Source organism: Marilutibacter chinensis, from assembly GCF_021725675.1.
GTDB lineage: Bacteria > Pseudomonadota > Gammaproteobacteria > Xanthomonadales > Xanthomonadaceae > Marilutibacter > Marilutibacter chinensis.
Genome location: NZ_JAKJPO010000010.1, coordinates 17,399 through 35,194 on the forward strand (window position 1 = coordinate 17,399; position 17,796 = coordinate 35,194).

The 17,796-nt window shown below is 68.5% G+C and carries 16 protein-coding genes; 6 read left to right on the forward strand and 10 right to left on the reverse strand.

What is annotated here, in order from left to right; genetic code table 11:
- The first annotated feature begins 4 nt into the window (after positions 1–4).
- The 5 genes from L3V18_RS14385 to L3V18_RS14405 all read left to right on the forward strand — a co-directional run bounded on the left by L3V18_RS14385 (position 5) and on the right by L3V18_RS14405 (position 5,598).
- Entirely contained in the window at positions 5–643 is a 639-nt protein-coding gene (locus L3V18_RS14385; protein ID WP_237054260.1) for an RluA family pseudouridine synthase, read from the forward strand.
- 101 nt (positions 644–744) lie between these two features.
- The gene (gene prpE, locus L3V18_RS14390) at positions 745–2,637 is read left to right on the forward strand and encodes a propionate--CoA ligase (protein ID WP_237054259.1); all 1,893 of its coding nucleotides are present in this window, start codon (positions 745–747) and stop codon (positions 2,635–2,637) included.
- Between the two features lie 89 nt (positions 2,638–2,726).
- Positions 2,727–3,614, forward strand: coding sequence for a methylisocitrate lyase (gene prpB, locus L3V18_RS14395; protein WP_237054258.1), 888 nt, complete (start codon positions 2,727–2,729; stop codon positions 3,612–3,614).
- Positions 3,615–3,905: 291 nt separating this feature from the next.
- The gene (gene prpC, locus L3V18_RS14400) at positions 3,906–5,075 is read left to right on the forward strand and encodes a bifunctional 2-methylcitrate synthase/citrate synthase (protein ID WP_237054257.1); all 1,170 of its coding nucleotides are present in this window, start codon (positions 3,906–3,908) and stop codon (positions 5,073–5,075) included.
- Positions 5,076–5,142: 67 nt separating this feature from the next.
- The gene (locus L3V18_RS14405; protein WP_237054256.1) at positions 5,143–5,598 is read left to right on the forward strand and encodes a potassium channel family protein; all 456 of its coding nucleotides are present in this window, start codon (positions 5,143–5,145) and stop codon (positions 5,596–5,598) included.
- A gap of 98 nt (positions 5,599–5,696) precedes the next feature.
- Here L3V18_RS14405 and L3V18_RS14410 read toward each other — a convergent pair whose 3' ends face one another.
- The 9 genes from L3V18_RS14410 to L3V18_RS14450 all read right to left on the reverse strand — a co-directional run bounded on the left by L3V18_RS14410 (position 5,697) and on the right by L3V18_RS14450 (position 15,718).
- Positions 5,697–6,308, reverse strand: a complete 612-nt coding sequence (locus L3V18_RS14410; RefSeq protein ID WP_237054255.1) for a glutathione S-transferase N-terminal domain-containing protein — start codon at positions 6,306–6,308, stop codon at positions 5,697–5,699.
- Between the two features lie 120 nt (positions 6,309–6,428).
- On the reverse strand, positions 6,429–6,893 hold the full coding sequence (locus L3V18_RS14415; protein WP_237054254.1) for a cell wall hydrolase: 465 nt from the start codon (positions 6,891–6,893) through the stop codon (positions 6,429–6,431).
- Positions 6,894–7,597: 704 nt separating this feature from the next.
- On the reverse strand, positions 7,598–9,643 hold the full coding sequence (locus tag L3V18_RS14420; protein WP_237054253.1) for an NADPH-dependent 2,4-dienoyl-CoA reductase: 2,046 nt from the start codon (positions 9,641–9,643) through the stop codon (positions 7,598–7,600).
- Positions 9,644–9,961: 318 nt separating this feature from the next.
- Positions 9,962–10,357: a carboxymuconolactone decarboxylase family protein gene (locus L3V18_RS14425; protein WP_237054252.1), complete on the reverse strand. Its 396-nt coding sequence runs from the start codon at positions 10,355–10,357 to the stop codon at positions 9,962–9,964.
- Positions 10,358–10,543: 186 nt separating this feature from the next.
- Positions 10,544–10,918 (reverse strand): MerR family transcriptional regulator, encoded by a 375-nt coding sequence (locus L3V18_RS14430; protein WP_237054251.1) that lies wholly within the window; start codon positions 10,916–10,918, stop codon positions 10,544–10,546.
- 81 nt (positions 10,919–10,999) lie between these two features.
- The gene (locus tag L3V18_RS14435) at positions 11,000–12,019 is read right to left on the reverse strand and encodes a zinc-binding alcohol dehydrogenase family protein (RefSeq protein WP_237054250.1); all 1,020 of its coding nucleotides are present in this window, start codon (positions 12,017–12,019) and stop codon (positions 11,000–11,002) included.
- 64 nt (positions 12,020–12,083) lie between these two features.
- Positions 12,084–13,109 (reverse strand): aldo/keto reductase, encoded by a 1,026-nt coding sequence (locus L3V18_RS14440; RefSeq protein ID WP_237054249.1) that lies wholly within the window; start codon positions 13,107–13,109, stop codon positions 12,084–12,086.
- A gap of 47 nt (positions 13,110–13,156) precedes the next feature.
- Positions 13,157–14,425: an SGNH/GDSL hydrolase family protein gene (locus L3V18_RS14445; protein WP_237054248.1), complete on the reverse strand. Its 1,269-nt coding sequence runs from the start codon at positions 14,423–14,425 to the stop codon at positions 13,157–13,159.
- A 69-nt stretch (positions 14,426–14,494) separates the two neighbouring features.
- On the reverse strand, positions 14,495–15,718 hold the full coding sequence (locus L3V18_RS14450) for an MFS transporter (protein WP_237054247.1): 1,224 nt from the start codon (positions 15,716–15,718) through the stop codon (positions 14,495–14,497).
- A 95-nt stretch (positions 15,719–15,813) separates the two neighbouring features.
- On the opposite strand from L3V18_RS14450, the gene L3V18_RS14455 reads away from it, so the two are divergent.
- Entirely contained in the window at positions 15,814–16,740 is a 927-nt protein-coding gene (locus tag L3V18_RS14455) for a LysR family transcriptional regulator (RefSeq protein ID WP_237054246.1), read from the forward strand.
- A gap of 15 nt (positions 16,741–16,755) precedes the next feature.
- On the opposite strand, the gene L3V18_RS14460 is transcribed toward L3V18_RS14455, so the two are convergent.
- Complete coding sequence (locus L3V18_RS14460; protein ID WP_237054245.1) at positions 16,756–17,571, reverse strand: DODA-type extradiol aromatic ring-opening family dioxygenase; 816 nt, start codon at positions 17,569–17,571, stop codon at positions 16,756–16,758.
- Positions 17,572–17,796: the final 225 nt, after the last annotated feature.

The window sequence follows — 17,796 nt, forward strand, 5'->3', positions numbered from 1 at the left end:
GGCGATGATCGAATCTGCCGGGCTGTTCGTCATCTTCCATGACGAACACCTGCTGATCGTCCAGAAACCCCCCGGTCTGCTGTCGGTACCCGGGCGATTGCCTGAGAATCGCGATTGCGTGGTTTCGCGGTTGCAGGAGGCGTATCCGGACGCCCTGACCGTGCATCGACTCGACCAGGTCACCAGCGGCCTCATGCTGTTCGCGCGCGGCAAGGACATGCAGCGTGCGCTGGCGATGCAGTTCGAACGGCGCCAGGTGTGCAAGCGCTATGTCGCGATTGTCCAGGGCCGCGTCGACGGGACGGCGGGGGAGATCGCTCTGCCGCTGATCTGCGACTGGCCGAACCGGCCGAAGCAGAAGGTCGACTTCGAGATCGGAAAGCCGGCACTCACGCGATGGCGTCTGCTCGCGTATGGCTTTGGAGCAGGCGGGCCCGATGTCAGCAGGCTCGAACTGGAGCCGGTCACCGGGCGCAGCCATCAGCTGCGCCTGCACCTGGCCAGCATCGGCCACCCGATCGTCGGCGACACGCTGTACGGCGCGGCGCCGGCCGGACGCGTATGCCTGCATGCCAGCCGGCTGTCGTTCGCCCACCCCGCGGACGGCAGGGCGGCGTCCTTCGAAAGCCCGCCTCCATTCTGAGACGCATTCGCATGCCGGCGTCGTGGGCTCGACCAAAGTCCGAATGAAGCCGCCCCGGCGCGGGCCTAGGCTTGGGGTACCGAATCCCCAGGGCGGCCGCCATGCGTTACGAGGACCTCTACCAGCGCTCGATCGACGACCCGGAAGGTTTCTGGGCGGAGCAGGCCGGGGCCATCGACTGGAAGACGTCGCCGCAGCGGATCCTCGACTATCGCGACCCGCCGTTCCGGCGCTGGTTCTCCGGCGGCACCACCAACCTCTGCCACAACGCCATCGACCGGCATCTGGACGCGCGCGGCGACCAGCTCGCCTTGGTGGCGATCTCGACCGAAACCGGGATCACCCGCGAAATCAGTTACCGCGAGCTGTTCGACGAGGTCAATGTCTTCGCCGCGGTGCTGAAATCGCTCGACGTCGGCCGCGGCGACCGGGTTGTGATCTACATGCCGAACATGGCTGAGGCGGTGTTCGCGATGCTGGCCTGCGCGCGCATCGGCGCGGTGCACTCGGTGGTGTTCGGCGGCTTCGCCTCGCACAACCTGGCCCTGCGCATCGACGATGCGCGGCCGAAGCTGCTGATCTGCGCCGACGCCGGGATGCGCGGCGGCAAGGTGATCCCGTACAAGCCGCTGGTCGATGCCGCCTGCACGAAGTCGAAGCATCCGCCGCCGCACGTGCTGATCGTCAGCCGCGGGCTCGATCCGGATGCGGCACGCGTATCGGGCCGCGATGTCGAATACGCCGATCTGCATGCAAGGCACCAAGGTGCGGAGGTCGAGGTCGAATGGCTGGAGTCCAACGAACCCAGCTACCTGCTCTACACCTCCGGTACCACTGGCAAGCCCAAGGGCGTGCAGCGCGACGTCGGCGGTTATGCGGTGGCGCTGGCGTTGTCGATGTGGTCGATCTACGACATCGGGGCCGGGCAGGTGATGTTCTCCACCTCCGACGTCGGCTGGGCGGTCGGCCATTCCTACAACGTCTACGGCCCGCTGATCGCCGGCGCGACGTCGATCCTCTACGAGGGCCTGCCGACCAGTCCCGACCCGGGCATCTGGTGGGCGATCTGCGAGAAGTACGGCGTGCGCACGATGTTCTCTTCGCCGACCGGCATCCGCGTGCTGAAGAAGCAGGACGCGTCCTGGCTGAGGAAGCACGACCTGTCGAAGCTGCAGTGGCTGTTCCTCGCCGGCGAACCGCTGGACGAACCGACCGCGCACTGGATCACCGACGGCATCGGCAAGACCATCATCGACAATTACTGGCAGACCGAGACCGGCTGGCCGGTGCTGTCGCTGATGCCGGGACTGGACATGAAGCCGGTCAAGTTCGGATCGCCGGGCCTGCCGGTGCCGGGCTATCGGCTGCGGGTGATCGACGACGTCACCGGCGCCGACGTCGCCGCGGGCGAGAAGGGCGTGCTGGTGATCGAGCCGCCGTTGCCGCCGGGCTGCCTGACCACGGTCTGGGGCGACGACGCGCGCTTCATGCAGAGCTATTTCAGCCACTTCCGGGAGCTGCTGTACAGCTCGCTGGACTGGGCGATCCGCGACGAGGACGGTTACACCTTCATCCTCGGTCGCACCGACGACGTGATCAACGTGGCCGGGCACCGGCTCGGCACCCGCGAGATCGAGGAGTCCTGCTCGACCCACCCCGGCGTCGCCGAGGCCGCGGTGATCGGCGTGAAGGACGCGCTGAAGGGGCAGGTGCCGGTGGTGTTCGCCACCCTCAAGCAGGCCGATGCCGATGCCGCCACCGAGGCAGAGGCGATGCGCGCGCGGGTGGTCGAGCAGCTCGGGGCGGTCGCCCGCCCTGCGCGGGTCTACGTGGTCAACGCACTGCCCAAGACCCGTTCCGGCAAGCTGCTGCGCCGCTCGCTGCAGGCGCTGGCCGAGCAGCGCGACCCTGGCGACCTGTCGACCCTCGACGACCCTGCGGCGCTGGAGGAAGTGCGGCGGGCGCTGGAACGCGGCGCCGACTCCGGCGGCTGAGTGGAGCCGCCCGGCCACTGCCGTGGGATCGGCAGCCGGATCAGCGGCCGGCCGGGTCGGATAGAATGGCGGACCCACGAGGAGAGGCCATGAGCAACGCAAATTCCAGGGGCGCGCGTTTCCGCGCCGCCGTCTCCGAAGAGTCCCCGCTGCAGGTGATGGGGGCGATCACCGCCTACGCCGGCCTCATGGCCAAGCGCGTCGGCTATCGCGCGTTGTACCTGTCCGGCGGCGGCGTCGCCGCCAATTCGCTGGGCATGCCCGATCTTGGAATCAGCACGATGGAGGATGTGCTGACCGACGCGCGCCGCATCGTCGACGCCACCGACATGCCGTTGCTGGTCGACATCGATACCGGCTGGGGCGGCGCCTTCAACATCGCCCGTACGGTCCGTTCGTTCATCAACGTCGGTGTCGCCGCCGTGCACATGGAGGATCAGGTCGGACAGAAGCGCTGCGGACACCGGCCGGGCAAGGAAGTGGTGCCGAAAGCCGAGATGGTCGACCGGGTCAAGGCCGCGGTCGATGCGCGCACCGACGATGGCTTCGTGATCATGGCGCGCACCGACGCCGCCGCGAGCGAAGGCATCGACAGCGCGATCGAGCGCGCGGTGGCGTACGTCGAAGCGGGCGCCGACATGATCTTCCCCGAGGCGATGAATACGCTCGACGACTACCGCAGGTTCAAGGCCGCGGTGAAGGTGCCGGTCCTCGCCAACCTGACCGAGTTCGGTTCCACGCCCTTCTTCACCACCGACGAACTGCGAGACGCGGGGGTCGACATCGCCCTGTACTGCTGCGGCGCCTATCGCGCGATGAACAAGGCGGCACTGAACTTCTACGAGACCGTGCGCCGCGAAGGCACGCAGAAGAACATCGTCGACACGCTGCAGACGCGCGCCGAACTGTACGACTTCCTCGGCTATCACGCGTACGAAGACAAGCTCGACGCGCTGTTCGCCGACGGCAGGTCCTGAACCGGGCACCCGGATCCCGGGCGCGATGGTCGGCCGACGGAGCGAACGGATTCCCGCGCTGCGGGCCCCCTGCCTCGATCTCCGCCGGCGCGTCCGTCCGCCCCCGCGCTGCGGCAGCCACGCCCCGTGTTGCCGCAGCCGGCGCGACCAGCCGGTCGCACCCAGGCCTGAGCGCTGTCATCCGGTGACAACGCCCGGGCCGATCCACACCGGCCAGCCGGCGACTCGAGCGGACCACCGTCCGTCGGCCCGCAGGCCATCCACCAGGCATCGCCAAGCAGGAGAACCACGATGACGAAGGCCGCGACAACCGACACCGCCCCGGCGGCGACTCCCAGGCCGAAGAAGTCCGTCGCCCTCAGCGGCACCGCCGCCGGCAACACCGCGCTGTGCACGGTTGGCCGCAGCGGCAACGATCTGCACTACCGCGGCTACGACATCCACGACCTCGCGACCAAGTCGAGCTTCGAGGAGGTCGCGCACCTGCTGGTGCACGGCGTGCTGCCGACCGTTTCCCAGCTCAACGCGTACAAGGCCAAGCTCAGGCGCCTGCGTGGCCTGCCGGCGATCGTCGCCGAGGCGCTGGAACTGGTGCCGGCCAATGCGCACCCGATGGATGTGCTTCGCACCGGTTGTTCGGTGCTGGGTACGGTCCTGCCCGAGCGCGACGGACATCCGGCATCGGAAGCGCGCGACATCGCCGACAAGCTGATCGCCAGCTTCGGTTCGATGCTGCTGTACTGGTGGCACTTCACCCGCAACGGCCGCCGCATCGACGTGGAAACCGACGACGACTCGGTCGCCGCGCACTTCCTGCACCTGCTGCACGGCGAACCGCCGAGCGCGCTGCACGCCGATTCGCTGGACAGGTCGCTGATCCTCTACGCCGAGCACGAGTTCAATGCCTCGACGTTCACCGCGCGGGTGATCGCCGGTACCGGTTCGGACCTGCATTCGTGCATCACCGGCGCGATCGGCGCGTTGCGCGGGCCCAAGCACGGCGGCGCCAACGAAGTGGCGATGGACATCATCAGCCGCTACCGCAGCGCCGACGAGGCCGAAGCCGACATCCGCGCGCGGATGGAGCGCAAGGAGATCATCATCGGCTTCGGCCATCCGGTCTACACGATCGGAGACCCGCGCAACCCTATCATCAAGGAGATCAGCCGCAAGCTGTGCGAGGGCGGCGGCAACCGGACCCTGTTCGACGTGTCCGAGCGCATCGAGAACCTGATGATGGATACCAAGAAGATGTTCCCGAACCTCGACTGGTACAGTGCGTCGGCCTACCACATGATGGGCATTCCCACGCCGATGTTCACTCCGCTGTTCGTGATCGCCCGCACCACCGGATGGAGCGCGCACGTGATCGAGCAGCGCGAGGACGGCAAGATCATCCGGCCGAGCGCGAACTACACCGGTCCGGAGGACCGCGCGTACGTCGCGATCGACAAGCGCTGAGACAGCGCGGATCATGCAGGGGCCCGGGATTCCCGGGCCCTTTCGCCATGTGTCCCGGGAGCGCGCGATGTACGAGGACTGGTCCGCCAACGTCGTGATCCTCTGCGTCACCGTCGCCGCGGTGGGCATCGTGATCCTGTCGCATTACGAGGTGCTCAGCCGGATCGTCTCGCACAACCGACGCCATGCCGAGCGGGCGGGAAGACGCCGTCTGGTCGCCGTCAACCTGTGGCTGCTGGCCCTGCACGTCTTCGAGATCTGGGTGTTCGGGGCGGCGTACTACCTGCTGTTGAACCTGGCCGGCGTCGGCGAGGTTCATGGCATGCATCACGACAACCTGTTCGACACCGTGTACTTCTCGGCGATGGTCTATACGACGGTGGGCTTCGGCGACATGGTGCCGGTGGGTTCGATCCGGCTGCTGGCCGGCACCGAGGCACTGGTCGGACTGATGCTGATCACCTGGTCGGCGTCGTTCACCTATCTGGAGATGGCCCAGTACTGGAAGGCCCGCGATCGCTGAGACGAGACGGCCGTGTGCGGCCCCGGAGAACGCCGGGCGTTCTTCCGGGTTCCTGTCCCGGTCGCCGCACATGCCCGCCGTCAGGGACGGCGTGCGGCTCAGGACAGGCCTTCGGCCTCGAGTGCCGCGCGCACGCCCGGATCGGCCTCCATCCGCCGCTTGAACGCGGCCAGGTTGTCGAGCCCGGACAGATCGAGCTTCAGCCCGTCCGCCCAGCGCAGGGTGATGTAGAAGTAGGGGTCGGCGAAGCTGCGGAAGCCGGCCAGCCAGTCGCGACCCTGCAACTGGCGGTCCGCGCTCTCGAACAGCCCGCGCAGACGCCTGTGTGCGGCTTCGCGCAGCGCTGCGTGATCGCCGTGATCGGCGCTGAACAGTCCCGGCGCGAACAGCGGCTTGAATGCCGGATGCAGATCGGAGTTGACGAAGGCCAGCCAGCGGGAGGCTTCGGCGCGCTGGCGGGCGCTGCCGTCGCCGGCGAGGCCCGCCTCGGGATGGCTGTCGGCGATGTAGCCCATGATCGCCGCGTTCTGGGTCAGCACGAAATCGCCATCGACGATCGCCGGCACCGCGCCGGCAGGATTGATCGCCAGATAGGCCGGCGCCTTCATCGTGTCCTTGTCGAGGATCTCGACGTCGAACGGCTTGCCGGTCCACTGCAGGGCGATGTGGTCGGCGGTCGAACAGGCTCCTGGCTTGGTATACAGTTTCATCGTGCGCTCCGGGGATGGATGGAAGGGCGAAACGAAAACGGGCCGGCAACTATCGCCGACCCGTCCTGTCACCCTCAACGCCACCGATGAAACGCTGCGTCACTCCGGCGACGGCGCGCGCTACGACTTCGGCCCGCGCGGCTTCAGCGACTGCACCTTGAGGAAGGTGTGGTCGCCGATCTGCGCGACCTGGTAGGCGTTGCGCCAGCTCGGGCTGGCGATCTTGTGGGCGAGGAAGTGGCTCGCGCCGGGCACGACTTCCTTGCGCTCGCCGGCCGGCAGCGCCCAGTTGCGTTCGGCCTCCAGCGCCACCGTCACGGCCTCGCCCCAGGCATCGACATTGCTCAGGCGCGTGTTCGGCGAAACGATCGTCGGCGCGAACTGCTTGCGGGCGGTGACCACCTCGCAGACGCTGTCGCCCCACAGGCCGCTGTCGCGGCGGCGCAGGGCGACCTCGGCGACGGCCTGCTGGCCGCGGACGGACTGGTCGCGGGCTTCCAGGTACAACGTGGCGCTCAGGCAGAGCGAGTCGGCGGCGTTTGGCGGCAGTACCGATGCCAGCCAGAGGATCCATGCCAGTTTCATGTGAACTCCAACTTCGTTGCGTCGACCGCACTCCGGCATCCACCCCTCGCGGGGCGCTGACAGCGGGTACTGACCGACATGGCGTTGTTTCCGAGCTCGGCGATACGGACGGCCGGGCAGGGTGCGGAAATCGCATTACTAAGGGCGGCGGCTCTGTGGCGCGCTTTGCCCCCGATCATCGGGCCGCAGAACGCGGGGCCGATGTGGGTGGCCGCAAGAGGGGCGGCTGCAAAAGTTGGCGCAAGGTAGCGGCGCCTTGATAAACGTTGCGTGAACGCGGGGGGCTTGACGGGGACGCCGGAGTGGGGCGGGAATTCGTGTTTGACCCGTATATGTGTATGTTTTTTAAAGTATTTTATGTGACAGGTGAACGCGTGGGGCTGCTGACTGGGCGTTCAGGGCGCGAATCTGGAAGCGCAAGGGAGTTGGCTGTCGAAGCCTTCGCAGGAGCGTCGGCGTCGTGAGCGAGGGGGAGCGTCTCGAATCCGGGGGTGCGGCAACAACGCTCCCGCAGGAGCGGCGCAAGCCGCGATGAAGCTGTCCCATGAACACCTCTCGCGGCGCTCACGCCGCGCTTACGGTGTGGATAGGGCTCGCCCCATGAGTCAGGCTGCGAACGGGGTATGAGGGCGCAACGGTGGGGCCATGGTTTGCGCAGCAAACTTTGGTGCGTCCCGTGCGCAGCCGGGAATCGCAGGCTGCGCCTATAGCGTCGCGGCGAGCCGGCTGCCCTGGGCGATCGCGCGCTTGGCGTCGAGCTCGGCCGCCACGTCGGCGCCGCCGATCACATGCGCGACGATGCCGAGACTCTCCAGTTCCGCCGCCAGTGGCTTGTGCGGCTCCTGGCCGGCACAAATCACGACGTGGTCGACCGGCAGCAACTGCTCATCGCCGCCCTCGACCCGGATGCGCAGGCCTTCATCGTCGACGCCAAGGTATTCGACTCCGCCGAGCATCTGTACATGCCGCGCTTTCAGCGTCGCACGATGAATCCAGCCGGTGGTCTTGCCCAGCCGCTTGCCGGGCCGGCCTGGACTGCGCTGCAGCAGCCATACCTCGCGCGCGGCGGACTCCGGGCGTGCATCGGTCAGGCCGCCGCGGTTGCCGAGATAGCCGATGTCGACGCCCCATTCGGCACGCCACGCCTTGGCGTTGAGGCTGGGGGATTCGCCCTGGTGGACGAGGAATTCGGCGACGTCGAAACCGATCCCGCCGGCGCCGATGACCGCGACCCGGTCCCCGGGCATCACGCGCCCCGTCAGGACGTCGAGATAGCTGACGACCCTGGGGTGGTCCGCGCCGGGGAAGTCGACCGTGCGCGGCCTGATGCCGGTCGCCAGCACCACCGTGTCGAATCCGGCCAGCGCATCGGCATCGGCACGGGTCCGCAGGCGCAGCTCGACGCCGGTCTGCTCGACCCGACGGCGGAAGTAGCGCAGCGTCTCGTGGAACTCCTCCTTGCCCGGGATTCGCTTGGCGAGATTGAACTGGCCGCCGATCTCGTCGGCGGCATCGAACAGCGTCACCGAGTGGCCGCGTTCGGCGGCGACCGTCGCGCAGGCCAGACCGGCCGGCCCTGCGCCGACCACGGCGATGCGAAGCGGCGCGGTCGTGGCGGGGTAGTTCAGCTCGGTTTCGGCGCAGGCGCGCGGGTTGACCAGGCAGCTTGCCCGTTTGTTCTCGAACACGTGATCGAGGCAGGCCTGGTTGCAGGCGATGCAGGTGTTGATGTCGTCGGCGCGGCTGTCGCGCGCCTTGCTCACCCAGGCCGGGTCGGCCAGCAGCGGCCGGGCCATCGACACCATGTCGGCTTCGCCGCGGGCGAGTACGCCTTCGGCGACGTCGGGCATGTTGATCCGGTTGGTCGCGACCAGCGGCAGTGATACATGCGGTTTCAGGCGCGCGGTGACGCCGGTGAAGGCCGCGCGCGGCACCGATGTCGCGATGGTCGGGATGCGCGCCTCGTGCCAGCCGATGCCCGTGTTGATCAGGGTCGCGCCGGCGGCCTCGATCGCCTGCGCCTGGTGCACGACCTCGTCCCAGGCCAGGCCCTTGTCGACCAGGTCCAGCATCGACAGCCGGTAGATGATGATGAAATCCGGTCCGCAGGCTTCGCGGATCCGGCGCACGATCTCGACCGCGAAGCGCATGCGCTTGGCAACATCGCCGCCCCAGGCGTCATCGCGCCTGTTGGTGCGTGGCGCGGTGAACTGGTTCAGCAGGTAGCCTTCAGAGCCCATCACCTCGACGCCGTCGTATCCGCCGTCGCGGGCGAGCCGTGCGGTGCGCACGAACGCGGCGATCTGGCGCTCGACGCCGCGTGCGGACAGCGCGCGCGGGGTGAACGGATTGATCGGCGCCTTGATCTTCGACGGCGCGACCTGCAACGGGTGATAGCCGTAGCGTCCCGCATGCAGGATCTGCAGGCAGATGCGGCTGCCGTGCTCGTGCACCGCACGCGTGACCCGACGGTGCTTGCCCGCTTCCCACGGCCAGCGCAGGGTGCCCCCGAACGGTTTGAGCCAGCCGACGATGTTCGGGGAGAAACCGCCGGTGACGATCAGTCCGACTCCGCCGGCGGCGCGCTCGGCGAAATATGCCGCCAGCTTCGGAAAGTCGGCCGCCTTGTCCTCCAGCCCGGTATGCATCGACCCCATCAGGACGCGGTTGGGCAGCGTGCAGAAGCCCAGGTCCAGCGGTTCGAACAGGCGGGGATAGAGCGGATGGGGCGTCGGACTGGCGGCTGGCATGGCGATACGCTGGCGTACGGAAGCCGCACGATGCCGGGAAAAGGCGTCGGCTTCAACTCTTCCGGTTCGACCCGATCGCCCAGCCAGGCCAGGGGCGGCACCGCTGCGTCCACGCAAGCCATGCCGGGCCGGTCCCGGGTTCCAGTGACGTCCGCTCGCGGGCGATCAACGCGCCATCCGGCGATCCATCCACGATGACGCCGGGGACGAAGGTGTGGATGGTGAGGCTGGAGGCGCAACCCGTTGCCACCGCGCGGCCTCCGGCAGTATCCGGCGTCCCGCCCGTACGGCTGCCGACATTCGGGTCGCGCTGGATTCCTACGCTTCGATGAGTCCGCGCTCGACGAAGACTTCCCGAGCTGCGGAAGCTCCGTTCAACGCGGCCGGGAAGCCCGCATAGACCGCCATCTGGATGATGACCTCGACGATCTCCTGTGATGTGCACCCCACGTTCAGCGCACCGTGGATGTGCACCTTCAGCTGCGGCGCTGCATTGCCCAGGGCGGTCAGTGCGGCGACGGTGGCGATCTCCCGCGACTTCAGGTCCAGTCCGGGGCGGCTGTAGACATCCCCGAATGGAAACTCGATGGTGTAACGGCCAAGGTCCGGCGCGATGTCCTTCAGGGACTCGATGACCCGTTCGCCCGCCTCGCCATCGATTTCCCGGAGCTTTTCCCAGCCGCGCTCGAAGCGCTCGTCGTTGTCGATACCCATGTCTGTCTCCCGATGGATTGAAGTACGGCCGGCGGGCGCGTATTGACCGCAGGCTGCTGCGCCGAGCAGCCCGGCGGTGCGCAGGAAGCGCCTCCTGTTGCGGGAGTGAGGGGGTGTGCCTGGGACTTTCACGGGACCTTGCTCCTGCCGATATGTTCGACGGGAGCTTGCGGGTTGGAGTCGACTCTAAGTCAAGTGCGTTTCATGCCCGTCCATCGCCGCCCGATAGAGCGCGATCTTCTCGCGGAGTCTGTCCAGGTGGCGGTACTGTTCGGCGACGCTTTGCTCCAGCGCAGCGGCATGGCGTTCGAGCAGGTCGTGCCGTTCCTTCAGGGTCGATGCTCCTTCGCCCCTGAGGTCGGCGTAGAGGTGGATCTGCTCCAGTGGCATCCCGGTGTCCTTCAGCCTCTGCACGAAGCCGATCCACGCGATGTCTTTCTCGGAGAAATCGCGGTGACCATTGGCAAGGCGGTGGACATCGCGCAACAGTCCGATCTTTTCGTAGTAGCGGACGGTGTGCGGACTGATGCCCACCCGGCTGGAAAACTCCTTGACGTTCACCGCATGTTCTCCTGCCGCCGTGCCCAGGTGCGGAATGTAGCAGCGCTGTCGCCCTTGTGCCCCTGGCCCTGCGAAAACGGCTTACCAGCCGCTCAGTACCAGCTTGCCGGTCGTCGCGCCCGACTCGAGCCGGCGATGCGCCTCGCGCAGGTTGGCGGCGTCGATCGGCTTCAGCGCATCGCGTTGGATGCTTTTCAGTTCGCCCGCATCGACCAGGGCGGCGATCCGATCGAGGATCCGGCCCTGTTCGTCGATGTCGGGCGTCTTCAGCACCGGGCGCGCGAACATCATCTCCCAGTGGATGCCGATGCACTTCATCTTGTAAGGATCGCCGATATGCAGCGGTGCGCTCGGCTCCACGATCAGCCCGACATGGCCCTGCGGCGCGAGCAGTCCGCCGAGCACGTCCCAGTACGCGACGGTGTCGGCGAGGTTGATCGCCGCGTCGACCGTGTCGAAACCCAGCGTCTTCAGCTGCGGCGCCAGCGGTTCGCGATGATTGACGACATGGTGCGCGCCCATCGCCCTGCACCACTGGGCGGAGTCTTCGCGCGACGCGGTCGCGATCACGGTGAAGCCGGCGCGGCGCGCGAGCTGGATCGCGATCGAGCCGACTCCGCCAGCGCCGGCGATCACCAGCAGCGACTTGCCGGCGCCACCGTTCCCGCTGTCGTAGGGCATGCGCTGGAACAGCAGCTCCCAGGCGGTTATCGCAACCAGCGGCAGCGCCGCGGCCTGGCCGTCGTCGAGCGTGCGCGGCGCGTGGCCGGTCACCCGCGAATCGACCAGTTGCAGCTCGGCATTGCTGCCCGGGCGGCTGAAGTCGCCGGCGTAGTAGACGCGGTCGCCGGGCTTGAAGCGCGAGACCGCGTCGCCGACCGCCTCGACGATGCCGCAGGCGTCGTAGCCGAGGATGCGCGGTGTCTCCTCGACCTTGTCCTTCGGTGAACGGACCTTGGTATCGACCGGATTGACCGACACCGCCGACACCCGGACCAGGATGTCGTGGCCGGCCGGCGCCGGCGGCTCGGGCAGGTCGAAGTCCTGCAGCGAGGCGGGGTCGTCGATGGGAAGATAGCGGGTGAGGGCGACGGCTTTCATCGGAAGCATGTCCTTGGATGGCGGGGGCGCCGGAATGCCGGCGCGGCAAGGGAGTTGAGGTGCGTCAGACCGGCGCCGGATTGCGCTCGGCGAAGCCGCGCTGGTGCCAGTACGGGTACGGCAGGGTCACCGCACTGGCGGCGTCCAGGCGGGCGACCTGCTCCGGGCTCAGGTTCCAGCCGACCGCGCCGAGGTTCTGTTTCAGCTGCTCCTCGTTGCGCGCGCCGATCACCACCGTCGACACGGTCGGCCGCTGCAGCAGCCAGTTCAGCGCGACCTGCGGCACGCTCCTGCCGGTTTCGGCGGCGATCTCGTCGAGCGCATCGACGACCCGGTACAGGTACTCCTCATCGACCGGTGGACCGTAATCGGCACTGCCCGGCAGCCGGCTGACCTCCGGTCGCGGCTGGCCGCGGCGGATTCTGCCGGTCAGGCGGCCCCAGCCCAGCGGGCTCCACACCACCGCGCCGACGCCCTGGTCCAGGCCCAGCGGCATCAGCTCCCATTCGTAGTCGCGGCCGATCAGCGAATAGTAGGTCTGGTTGGCGACGTAGCGGCTCCAGCCATGGCGTTCGGCCGCGGCGAGCGACTTCATCAGGTGCCAGCCGGAGAAGTTGGACACGCCCAGGTAGCGGATCTTGCCGGCGCGGACCAGGTCGTCGAGCGTGGACAGCGTCTCTTCGACCGGCGTCATCGCGTCGAAGCCGTGCAACTGGAACAGGTCGACGTAGTCGGTGCCCAGTCGCTTCAACGCCGCGTCGACGGCGTTGATCAGGTGGAAGCGCGAGGAACCGGCGCTGTTCGGGCCGTCGTCGAAGCGGAAGGTGGCCTTGGTCGACACCAGCGCCTGGTCGCGGCGGCCCTTGATCGCCTCGCCGAGGATGCGCTCGGCCTCGCCGCCGGAATAGACGTCGGCGCTGTCGAACATGTTCAGGCCGGCGTCCAGGCAGATGTCGACCAGGCGGCGCGCCTGTTTCGCGTCGGTGTCGCCCCACGCGGCGAACAGCTCGCCCTTGCCGCCGAAGGTACCTGTGCCGAAGCTCAGTGCCGGGACCTTGAAGCCCGAGCGGCCGAGAAAACGGTATTCCATCGAATGATCCTCGTTGAGAGTGTCGGGGGTATGCGCGCGCGGGCCTGTCAATCGCCGAGCAGGGCGCCAATGTCGATCGCTTCGGCCATCGCGCGGTAGCCGGCATCGCCCGGGTGCAGGTGATCGCCGGAGTCGTAGGCGGGCCGCATCCGTGTCGGCCGCGACGGGTCGCGCAGGATCGCGTCGAAGTCGATCACCGCATCGAATTCGCCGCCGTCGCGGATCCAGGCGTTGACCTGCTGGCGGATGCGCTCCTTGTCGCTGTCGTAATAGCCGCGCATCGGTGTCGCATCCAGGGCGCCCTCGAACGGCGTCAGGGTCGCACCGACGATGCGCACGCCGCGTGCACGGGCGCGGGCGATCAACTGGCGGTAGCCGGCGATCAGCGCCTCTGCCGTGACCGGGGCGTCGTCGACCGCGAGCGGTGTGCCGTGCCAGGCGATGTCGTTGATTCCCATCAGCACGACCACGCTGTCGACGCCGGGCTGGGCGAGCACGTCGTGGTCGAAGCGGGCCAGCGCGTTCCCGCCCATCCGGTCGCCGAGCACGCGGGCGCCGGAGATGCCGGCGTTGAGCACGGCGATGCCGCGATCGGCGAGGCGGCCGGCCAGCACGTCGGGCCAGCGCGTGTCGGCATCGATGCTGGCCATGTTGCCGTCGGTGATCGAGTCGCCGAACGCGACCACGGTCCGGGTTTCCGCAGGGGTCTCGACCAGGATCGCGGACAGGAACACCCGGGTGGTCAACGTCGTGTCGGTTTTCATCGCCGCCGCACCGGTCTGGTCACCGGCACCGACGTGGGCGGTCTGGCGCGCGTCCCAGTGGAAGGTCGACGGCGGCGTCGGTTCCGGCAGGTACAGGCTGACCGAGACCCGCGACAGCGCGGCGACGTCGAGCTCGACCGGATCGCTGAGCATCGGCGCGCCGGGCGGAATGACGACCTCCTCCGCACCGCCGAACGTCAACGTGCGATCGCTGCCGGCGACGACGGTGCCGCCGGTACCGGCCAGCGCCACGTGCGCGGCGCCGATCCGCAGCGGGCGATCGCCATAGCGGTTGGACAGCAGCACGCGGACGCGCTCGCCGCCGATGCTGACCCGCGCGACCTGGCGCACGGTCTGGTCCCAGAACTGGAACGGGAGGTTCGTCGGCAGCGCGAACTCGCCGTCCCAGCGTGGCTGCGGGCTGGCGGTCCAGGTCGCGGTCCAGGTCGGCGCGACCGGTTCGGCCGCCTGCAGCGGCAGGGCGATCGCGAGCAGCAGGGCGGCGAGCGGTGCGGCGAACCGCCTGCGCCAGGAGGAAGAGGGCGTGGACATGTCGAATCGATCTCCGTTCGAAGTGGGGTTTGAATTCAGAGAGAGGCGTGGACGCGGCGCGGGCACGTTTCAGGCCTGCTCCGGCATGCAGCCGGTCGGCAGCGCGGCGCGGTCGCGGCCCGCCTCCAGCCGCACGCTCCAGATCGCCATCGCCAGCCCGGCGAGGGTGACCAGCGCCGCGACCCAGGTCACCGCGGCCAGCCCTGGACCGTGCTCGATGACCATCCCGCCGAGCCAGGCGCCGGCGGCGTTGCCGAGGTTGAAAGCGGCGATGTTGAAACTCGACGCCAGGTTCTGCCCCGCGCCCTCGGCGAAGCGCAGCACCCGCAACTGCAACGGCGACACGGTCGCGAACGCGGCGATCCCGAGCAGGCCGGTGAAGGCGACCATCGCGACCGGCGAGCGCAGCGCGAAGCTCATCGCGCCGAGCACTACGGCGAGCAGCAGCAGACTGCCGAGCAGGGCGGGAGTGGGGCGACGGTCGGTCCAGCGCCCGCCGAGCAGGTTGCCGACGACCATGCCGCCGCCGAACACCAGCAACACCGGCGAAACGGCGGCTTCCGACATGCCGGCCAACCCCGTCAGCATCGGCTGGATGTAGGTGATCACGGTGAATACGCCGGCGAAGCCGAGCATCGTCATCGCCAGCCCGATCAGGACCTGCGGCCGTGCCATCGTCGCCAGCTCCTCGCGCAGCGGCACGGCGGCCGCCTCGCCGCGGCTGCGGGGCACCCACAGCGCGATCACCGCCAACGAAACCAGACCGATCGCGACCATCGCCCAGAATGTCGAGCGCCAGCCCAGGTGCAGGCCCAGCCAGGCGCCCGCGGGCATCCCCAGCAGGGTCGCCAGAGTCAGGCCGGCGAACATGATCGAGATCGCCGAGGCCCGGCGCTCGGCCGGCACCAGCCCCGTCGCGACCACCGCGCCGACGCCGAAGAAGGTGCCGTGGGTCAGCGACGTCAGCACCCGCGCGGCCATCAGGCTCGCGTAGTCGGGCGCCAGCGCGCAGGCGGCGTTGCCGACCGTGTAGATCACCATCAGCGCCAGCAGCACCGCCTTGCGCGGCATCCGCCGGGTCAGCAGGGTCAGCACCGGCGCGCCGACGAACACCCCCAGCGCGTAGCCGGACACCAGCAGTCCGGCGGCCGCGATAGATACCTGCAGGTCGGCGGCGACCTGTAGCAGCAGGCCCATGATCACGAATTCGGCGCAGCCGATGCCGAACGAGCCCGCGGTCAGCGCGTACAGCGCGATCGGCAGGCGGGTGGTGGGGGTGGGAGAGACGGGCATCGCGGGCGGATCCTGAAAAGAGCCGCCAGCCTAGGCCGTTGAATATTCTTCAGAAATGGCCAAAATCCATAATTACTTTCAAGATTCAATTGAATATGGACCGCGTCGACGACATCCAGCTGTTCCTGAGGGTGCTCGATCTGGGCTCGATCAGCGCGGCCGCGCGCAGCCTGGACCTGTCGGTTGCGGTCGCCAGCCAGCGGCTGAAACGGCTGGAAAGCGAGCTCGGCGTGCGCCTGCTCCATCGCACGACCCGCCGGCTGCATCCGACGCCCGAGGGCCTGGCGCTGGCCGAGCGCGGCCGCGCGCTGGTCGACGAGCTCGACTCCCTGACCAGCAACCTGCGCCAGGGTGGTACCGAGGTCGCCGGCATGTTGCGGGTCACCGCGTCGGCCTCGTTCGGCCGCCAGTACCTTTCGCCGTTGCTGGCCGAGTTCATGGCCCTGCATCCGCGGGTGACCCTCAGCCTCAATCTGACCGACGAGGTCGTCGACCTGGTCAGCGCGGGCTTCGACCTGGCGATCCGGATCGGTCAGCTGGAGGACTCGCAACTGGTCGCCCGCCGGCTGGCCGACAACGTCCGCCTGCTGTGCGCGTCGCCGGAATACCTGCAACGACACGGGACGCCGCGCACGCCGGCCGAACTGGCCGGACACGACTGCCTGTTGCTGGTCGGCCGCCAGGGGCGCCAGGACGTCTGGCGGCTCGGCGATGCGGGCGGAGGCGAGATCACGGTGCGCGTGCGCGGTCGCTTCGAATCCAACTTCGGCGAGGCGCTGCGCGATGCCGCGGTTGCCGGGCTCGGCATCGCCCTGCATTCGACCTGGCACGTGCACGAGGATCTGTGTGCCGGGCGCCTGGTCCGGGTGCTGCCGCAGTTCGGCAACGACGGCAGCGGCATCTATGCGGTGATGCCGCAGCGCCGTCTGGTGCCGCCGCGGGTGCGTGCCTTCGTCGACTTTCTGGTCGACCGTCTCGGCCGGGAACCGCCGTGGGAACGCGACGCTCCCTGTCTCGCCTAGAGCGCGGGCAGGCGCTCAGGCGAATGCGTAGGCATCCAGCGCCAGCGAACCATATTCATGCGAGCGGTGCAGCGCTTGCGGCAGCGGTGAGGCGCCGGCCGCGCCGATCGCGACGAACAAGGGCATCAGGTGCTCGACGGTCGGGTGCGCGCGGCGTGCGTTCGGCGCCGATGCCTGCCAGTCGAGCAGGGCGGTCCAGTCGCGCGCGGTGATCCTCTCCCGCATCCAGTCGCCGAACTCGCGAGCCCACCCAGGTACCGGTGCGGCGGCATTGGAGAAGTCCAGATCGCCGAGGTTGTGGACGAAACCGCCGGAACCGATCACCAGCACCCCCTGTTCCCGCAGCGGCGCCAGCGCCTGGCCGAGCGCGAGATGCGTCGCGGCGTCGGCATGCGGCATCACCGACAGCGGAACGACCGGGATGTCGGCATCCGGAAACATCCGCCGCAGTGGAACCCAGACGCCATGGTCGAGCCCGTGCGAAGCACGCAGACGCACCCCGATACCCGCGTCGGCTGTCCGCTCCACGATCCGCGCGGCGAGCGTCGGGTCCCCGGGAGCGGGATAGGCGATCGCATACAGCGATTCCGGGAAACCGCCGAAGTCGTGGACCGTCCGCGGCTGCGGATCGCCACCGACCAGCGGCGTGGCCGACATGAAATGTGCCGACGCAACCACGATTGCCGACGGTCGCGGCAGCATTTCTCCGAGCCTGTCGAGGAAACGGCCGGCCGCCGAGTCCTCCACCGCCAGCAGCGGCGAGCCGTGCGAGAGGAACAGTGTAGGCAGCGGAGTCGGCATCTGGGGTGGCAGCGGTTCAGCGGTATCCATGGAAGCAGCGTGCGGTCGTCCCGCCTCTTCGCCAAGTCCGCTGCCGGCTCCGGTCCGTTCCATCCCTGCAATGCCCGCGATCGCCTCGTGCGGCACACGCCTGTGCCTCACGGTCCCGATGAACGGTATCCGCACGCCAATGACGTCACGGCACGTATCCGCGGGTTCGGTGCGCGTGTTCGAACGTTGGCACGTGGCTCCAGAGTGCCCGGACGCCTGCCTGAA